Raw genomic sequence first — 6,927 nt, 5'->3', positions numbered from 1 at the left:
GGAGTAATTATGAATCGCACAATTTTTGACGACATCGTATCTGGAAAAATGAAATCTTGGAAGATTTGGGAAGATGAGAAGTTCCTAGCATTTTTAACGTCGTTTCCTAATACACCAGGTTTTACTGTGGTGATTCCGAAGCAGAATCCGGGCGATTACGTATTTTCTTTGGATGACAATCTATATTCTGAAATGATGCTGGCGGTGAAAAAAGTTGCTGGTATTTTGGAAGCGGTAAGTTGGACTTTTTGGAACAGTTTTAAGGAGCTATTACACACGATAATAGTAGTAGCTCAAAAACTTGTAATAAAAGAGGCAGTTCTGTGTGCCGATAGAGAATTTGTTGCAGCGAGAGAGATCGCTAAAAAAGATAGGAGGAGGTAAAATGGATACACAACAATTTGACGTACTCATCATTGGTTTTGGCAAAGCTGGCAAAACATTGGCGGTAGCGCTGGCAAATGCGGAAAAAAAGGTAGCGCTAGTGGAGCGGTCGCCAAAGATGTATGGCGGCACCTGTATTAATATTGCTTGTATTCCTACTAAGGTGCTAGTCAATGCAGCCGAACATCATCAAAGTTTTGATGAGGCGATGGCACATAAGACAACAGTGGTAGCGCGGTTGAATGAGAAGAACTATCATATGCTTGCGGATCGTGAAACAGTGAGCGTCATTGAGGGTGAGGCATCGTTCGTAGATGATCGTACTGTGAAGGTTGTGGCGGGTAGCGACGAGCTAGTAGTTAGTGCACCGCAGATTTTTATTAACACCGGTGCGGAATCAATCATCCCAGATATTCCAGGTGTTGATAAGCCGTTTGTGTATACCAGTACTGAATTGCTGGATAGAATGACGCAGCCAAAACAGCTAGCTATCATTGGTGGCGGTTATATTGGGTTAGAATTTGCCTCAACTTATGCCAAACTTGGTACAAAAGTAACAGTATTTGAGAGGGGCGATGCTCTGCTTGCACGTGAAGATCCAGCAATTGCTCGGGCTGCTACTGAAGCATTGCAGGCACAGGGTATTGAGATTGTGTTTAGTGTGGATGTGACAGCGATTGAGGGTGAGTATACTGCGACGATTCGCACAGTAAATCATGATGATTACGCTGGTTATGATGCGGTTTTGATGGCTACGGGCCGTCGCCCGGCAACGATGAGCTTGAATTTACCAGCTGCCGGTGTAGCGACGGATGAGCGCGGGGCAATTGTGGTTGATGAAACACTTCGCACTAGTCGGTCGCATATTTGGGCAATGGGCGATGTAACGGGCGGGCCACAATTTACCTATGCGTCGCTGGACGATTTTCGGATTGTGAGAAGCCAGTTGCTGGGTGACGGTCTGTACACTCGCGCCAAACAAAAAACCTTGCCGTACGCGGTCTTTATGCAAACGCCGCTAGGTCGGGTGGGTATGACAGAGGCTGAGGCGCGTGCGACGGGGCGCGAAATTATCGTAAAAGAGCTGCCTGCTATGGCGATTCCACGCCTGCATGTTGATAATGCTACAACAGGATTGCTGCGTGCGGTAATTGATGCAAACACTGAACAGATTTTGGGTGCTAGTTTATTGTGTCGTAACTCACCAGAAGTCATTAATATTATCAAAACTGTAATGGATAATGGCCTGCCATATACTGTGCTGCGTGACCAAATATTCACTCATCCAACGGTGAGTGAGGCATTAAACGATTTATTTGCATAAAGGAGTAATTATGAATCGCACAATTTTTGACGACATCGTATCTGGAAAAATGAAATCTTGGAAGATTTGGGAAGATGAGAAGTTCCTAGCATTTTTAACGTCGTTTCCTAATACACCAGGTTTTACTGTGGTGATTCCGAAGCAGAATCCGGGCGATTACGTATTTTCTTTGGATGACAATCTATATTCTGAAATGATGCTGGCGGTGAAAAAAGTTGCTGGTATTTTGGAAAAAGCGTTTGATACCCCACGAGTGGCACTGATTTTTGAAGGCACGGGTGTGGCACACGTGCATGCCAAATTGATGCCGCTTCATGGTGATTTGGCAAAGGGAATTGGTTCGCCAGTGTCACACGAACAAGCGTTTTATGAGAAATATCCTGGTTGGTTAACCACGGCCGACGGTCCAAAAATGGATGATGCTCAATTGGATGAAATTCAGGCGCAAATCTTAGCTGTGCAAGGTAAATAGGATAGCTAGTTCGCCTCTAATTTTACGTCTTTTCCTTCATACATGTTCAGATAGAACGGATATAATTTGTCGGCGTGCTTTTTAACCTCGTCTTGGTTTAAGGCTACAATGTCGTGACCGATGCCAAATGAAGCCGGAATTGAATAATATTGGAATTTGGCGCCAGAAGCTGCAGCCATTTGCTTAGGTATGTTGACCGCGAGATTTTTATCAATTGCGGTGTCGTTTTCGCTCGTTACAACCCCGACATATTTTAGCCCTGGAGCTTTTAGGTCGGATTTATAGTTTTTGGCGATTATTATATATTTTCCAAGAGCACGATATGACAAATTGCTACCCGTGAACGAATCTGGAAGAATATTGCGTCCGTAAAGATTTCGTAAAAGCGGAATTTTCCAGGAAGGAGTTTCCGACGCTGAAGGCTGATAAAAAGGTGACAGAAGCAGTGCTCGTGATATGGTTTGGCTGTTGTACTGAGTAATCCAGGTCGCCATATTTGCGCCACCGGAAAGTCCGACAACTCCCGTTTCATCGCCCAAACCGCTAATTATGCTGGTGCTGGAGTTCATAAATTGCGCCATTGCTGGAATGGTGATTTCTCCGTGTCGTTTGTTGTCCGTCAGGCCGTGGCTGGGAACGCGGGGAATATAGACGTTATAGCCGGCATTGAAAAAGGTATTGCCCAAGTCTGCGAATTGTTGTGGGCATGCGCTTACGCCATGAATCATCATAACGGCTTTGGTGGTTCTTTTGCCGTGGGTTTTAATAATCGATCGGCATTCTGGTCTAACGTCGGTATTTGAAGTGTCTTCACTAACAGTACGATTTGCAGCGGCGATGGCGTCGTTGTAGCTCAATTTTTCAGAGCTTGAAGATTGCAATTGCTTGGATGCTGCTGGCCAAAAGAAAGCTGCGGCGGCTAATAAGGCGGTTATAATGATAATTGAGCAGACTGCCCAAATAGTAATTTTTATGATGCGATTTTTTTGTGAAGTGTCCATGGATGTATTATATTGGTTGCGAGTGGAGTTGTGAAGTTTTGTAACGGTCTTCTTAATAGCCCATACAAATATCCCGATAAGGTCGCGTCACAATTTCCATTAAATTCAGACCGAGTTTGGTTTCAATGTTACTAATCATCATCAGTGCACTAGTCTCATTATCTGACAAAACCTCAACTTCTACGAAAGTTCCGGCGTCTTTGATTTCGTCGATAGTTACCGTTGCTTGCGGAAAATCAGAGGACTGAAACGAGCGACGGTATTTGTTGACCTCGGCCAGTTGCACCATACCGAGGTTTGCCAGTAGCTGCTTGGCGGTTGCCGCATCTTCGGGCTGAATTGGCAGGTTTGTCTCGGGCTTAATGATTACATTATTTTCCGTATGTGTCGCAGCAGTCGTTGCTGGCTTATAAGTTACCTCAGCAAAACTATCGCGCTGGCGAATCCGCAAGCATTCAACCGTCTGCATAAAGTCGATATCAGGACGAGAATAATACGTATCAATTTCGCGGAGATTACTCTTTAGTTCAAAACCGATGTTTTGCAACCGCCCGATTAGCTCTTCAATATTGCCCGTTATCTGGCGCTTGCGCTCGATTTCTAGTAATTTTTTGGTCATTTGATAGCCTTTCTTATGGAAATGTAGATATTTGAATACTTATTTATATGATGGTTTAATTATAGCAAGAAAGGTAAATGATTTTATGACCACACACCAATTAAAATTGGCGACTGAGCCGTTTAATGCTATTATTTCTGGCAATAAGACTATCGAGTCGCGACTATACGATACCAAGCGACAAAAAATCCAGATCGGGGATCAGATTATTTTTACAAATAGAGATAATTCCGAGCAAACTGTTACCGCTGAGGTTGTTGGTTTGCTGAGATACGCGACATTTCGTGACTTATTTTCTCACAATAATCCGCGAAAGTTCGGTGGTGATAATGTCGAATGGTTAGAAAATCAAATTTCTGAATTTTATTCTATTGAAGACCAAAAGATCTATGGCGTGATTGGTATTGAGTTTAAGGTTTGTCGGTAAGCTTGCGTATTGGCGGCGTAAATATTTCCTCTTCAGAATCTTTTCTCTGTTAGAAAATCGGCTAGAGCTAATAATCCAGGACTATCGTCGCCTTTATTTGTTTTAAGATTGCGTTCATGTTTGCGACGTTTATAGTTTTCGCTAGGTCATTTCTGGATAGTGGCGTGGCGGTTTGTTGATAAAAATATATGGGCACTGAAATATAAAATGGGTCAGACGTGAAAGCTTCGGCAAGGTTTTTTAGGTCGGTTGCGTGCGAAGATATATCAAAGTTTTGTAAATATGTCTGTATAGTTTCACTTGAGCTCAGTCGAGCAAGGTCTGTATTTTTTACGGTGTAGGTTTGGCTGGTGTAATTGCCGTCATAGTACGCTATAAACTTTCCAGGGCTGGACGGGTAGGATGAGATTTTATCGAAACAAATGTCGCGCACTAGATCTAAAAGTATTGGGTATGTGCAGAAAAATGCGGCAGTCAATTCATCGCTGGCATCAGCAATTTCTATATCAATCTTAACGTCTGTAAAATCCTTCGGACTATGGTTGATTTTAAGAGGAGAAATCTTAGATTTTGGGCGTGAATTGCTGGGAGTGGTTTTTTGACTATCGATAAAATATTTTTGACAAAGAGCGAGCTGTTCTTGTAGTAGCGTCATGTCTGTTATATCAATATTGGATTGCATCTCGGCTTCTATGTGTGCGATGGACTGTCGAATAAGAGACTCTTCAAAAGGTGTAATATCGTTGATGATTTCTTCAAATAATGTGTTAGACTCACTTGTGAATAGTGCGGACGTAAAAAATACGCTTGATTCGCTAGTCGTGCCATCCAACTCTCCAACGAAAGCTCGGTTGCCGCCAGCTTTTTCCGTTTTCTTTAAGAATCGCCTAATGATCAAATGCTCAAACAGGTGGCACGTGTCGTGGTTCGCTGGTAAAGAATATGCTGAATATAAGTTGTGGATCATGAGTTTATTATATCAGTATGGAAGTTAGTCTAAATCTTATAAAACAATTGATTAATTTTGAGTTGCCGCCAGCTGATGAGCTGATATAGCGCACATTGTGCGAGTTGTTGAGCGCGAAAAGCGTCCGAATGCGATTGAAACGGTTGACAGATTTGTGGTGTTGAGGGGTTATATAGTAAAAACATAAGACACCTCAACGTCAAACAATAGGATCATAAACCCGCCCAAAAGCAATGAGTGACTCTTGAGGTGCGAGATGGGGTATCATCAAAAACTGCGGATATCTAGGAGATCTTGTAGTAATGGGCGGGAGTAGAAGGCTTCCGTTCTCCTGATTTTATTTAGAGTGAAATAATGTAATAATAAATTTTATACTCACGTTATATAGTTAAGGTGAAATCAAGAGCCTTATTTGCAATATAAGAAAACTTGTTTTATATTGCAAGTAGATGAATACTGAAATAATAATACCTACGTTTAATGGGGCAAGATACTTACCTGATATGCTTCAGTCTTTGAATTCTCAAGATAATCACGATTTCCGCGTGATTATATCTGATAACGGATCTCATGATGACACTATAGATATCGTGAAAAGTATTTCAGGCAGTCTAAATTACGATATTGATATAGTAGATTCTAGCGATAAACCTGGTAAGGCTCATGCTCTAAATAAGGGCATAATTCATAGTGCGGATGCAAAAAAGCTACTATTCTTAGATCAAGACGATACAGTAAATAGCTGTTACGTCTCTGAGATGTCCAGCGCACTAGATGACCATTCTTTTGTGGCTGCATGTATGAATGCCAATTTACTGAACTCATCAATTGATGTTCTGCCCAGATATGCGCCTAGAGATCAAAAGATTGGTCAGTTTTTAATAAAAATAGCAGCTGGAGGATCTATAGGCGTAACAAGAGATATGGTTTACGATCTGGGTATGTTTAATGAGGAATTTAACTATTCAACAAATGATGTTGAGTTTTGCGTGAGAGCTCACTACTGTGGATACGAGCTTAGTCTAGTAAAAAATGCTATTTTAAATTACCGATTTAGGGAGACTTGGCGGGATAATTATATTCAAGGAGTCTACTATGGCGAGGGTAATTATGCTATAGCCCAGATATATCCAGAAATTAGAGGAGATCAAGAGGATATCATAAGGCTTACTATAGGAGTAGTAAGAATGTTGGGAAGATTTATCTTAGTAAAAAAAGAGCGTGCGAAGTCTGCGCATAATATGGGGAAATATGTCGGACAGATCAAGTCTCGGATAAATGCTTTAAATAATCAATAACATCTATATAATAAGGATCTGCGTTCTCTGGAATATTAGCATCTAATAATTCCGATAACGTCATCCAACGGTATTTTTTATGTTCCCAGCTCAATTTAACAGAAATGTCAGCCTCAGTCTTATCTATGACTATCTCAAAAAGTACATGTTTTGTGTTTTTGTACTGCTTAACAAATAGCTTTTTTAAATCATTTGGATATATACATATGCCAGTTTCTTCCTGTACTTCTCGCGCGGTCGCCATCCTGGAGGTTTCTTCAGATTCTACTTCTCCTCCAGGAAGATCAAGGTGTCCAGGGAAATTAGGGTGTGTATCTCCCCTGTAGAGCAGTAGATATTTGCCAATTTTATCTTTAATAAGCGCTTTTGATACTACTTTAACCATATTTCAATTGTAATAGAGAGACAATATCTGGTCAATGTGATATTCTATAA

General features: G+C 41.5%; 9 protein-coding genes. 5 read left to right on the top strand and 4 right to left on the bottom strand.

Annotated features, from left to right (window positions below; translation table 11 throughout):
- The 3 genes from LRM46_RS03850 to LRM46_RS03840 all read left to right on the top strand — a co-directional run.
- On the top strand, window positions 1-384 hold a 384-nt coding region (locus tag LRM46_RS03850; RefSeq protein WP_243813080.1), incomplete at its 5' end, for an HIT family protein.
- Window position 385: 1 nt separating this feature from the next.
- The gene (locus LRM46_RS03845; protein WP_243813079.1) at window positions 386-1,708 is read left to right on the top strand and encodes an FAD-dependent oxidoreductase; all 1,323 of its coding nucleotides are present in this window, start codon (window positions 386-388) and stop codon (window positions 1,706-1,708) included.
- A gap of 10 nt (window positions 1,709-1,718) precedes the next feature.
- A complete protein-coding gene (locus tag LRM46_RS03840; RefSeq protein WP_243813078.1) occupies window positions 1,719-2,180 on the top strand; it encodes an HIT family protein in 462 nt (153 codons plus the stop codon).
- Window positions 2,181-2,185: 5 nt separating this feature from the next.
- On the opposite strand, the gene LRM46_RS03835 is transcribed toward LRM46_RS03840, so the two are convergent.
- Together LRM46_RS03835 and cyaB are read right to left on the bottom strand one after the other, a co-directional pair.
- Window positions 2,186-3,181, bottom strand: coding sequence for an alpha/beta fold hydrolase (locus tag LRM46_RS03835; RefSeq protein WP_243813077.1), 996 nt, complete (start codon window positions 3,179-3,181; stop codon window positions 2,186-2,188).
- Window positions 3,182-3,233: 52 nt separating this feature from the next.
- The gene (gene cyaB, locus LRM46_RS03830; RefSeq protein ID WP_243813076.1) at window positions 3,234-3,800 is read right to left on the bottom strand and encodes a class IV adenylate cyclase; all 567 of its coding nucleotides are present in this window, start codon (window positions 3,798-3,800) and stop codon (window positions 3,234-3,236) included.
- Window positions 3,801-3,885: 85 nt separating this feature from the next.
- Between cyaB and LRM46_RS03825 the strand changes: the two genes are divergently transcribed.
- Window positions 3,886-4,227 carry an ASCH domain-containing protein gene (locus LRM46_RS03825; RefSeq protein ID WP_243813075.1) on the top strand — a complete coding sequence of 114 codons (342 nt, stop codon included), beginning with the start codon at window positions 3,886-3,888 and terminating at the stop codon, window positions 4,225-4,227.
- Window positions 4,228-4,294: 67 nt separating this feature from the next.
- Here the strand turns inward: LRM46_RS03825 and LRM46_RS03820 are convergent, their stop codons facing one another.
- Window positions 4,295-5,194, bottom strand: a complete 900-nt coding sequence (locus tag LRM46_RS03820; RefSeq protein ID WP_243813074.1) for a hypothetical protein — start codon at window positions 5,192-5,194, stop codon at window positions 4,295-4,297.
- A gap of 449 nt (window positions 5,195-5,643) precedes the next feature.
- Between LRM46_RS03820 and LRM46_RS03815 the strand changes: the two genes are divergently transcribed.
- Window positions 5,644-6,492 (top strand): glycosyltransferase family 2 protein, encoded by an 849-nt coding sequence (locus tag LRM46_RS03815; protein WP_243813073.1) that lies wholly within the window; start codon window positions 5,644-5,646, stop codon window positions 6,490-6,492.
- On the opposite strand, the gene LRM46_RS03810 is transcribed toward LRM46_RS03815, so the two are convergent.
- Complete coding sequence (locus tag LRM46_RS03810; RefSeq protein ID WP_243813072.1) at window positions 6,458-6,877, bottom strand: NUDIX domain-containing protein; 420 nt, start codon at window positions 6,875-6,877, stop codon at window positions 6,458-6,460. The genes LRM46_RS03815 and LRM46_RS03810 overlap by 35 nt on opposite strands.
- Window positions 6,878-6,927: the final 50 nt, after the last annotated feature.

The sequence above is a fragment of the Candidatus Nanosynbacter sp. HMT-352 genome (assembly GCF_022819345.1).
Lineage (GTDB): Bacteria > Patescibacteriota > Saccharimonadia > Saccharimonadales > Saccharimonadaceae > Nanosynbacter.
The sequence above is the reverse complement of the archived record's forward strand: the minus strand, read 5'-3'. Positions and strand labels throughout refer to the sequence as shown.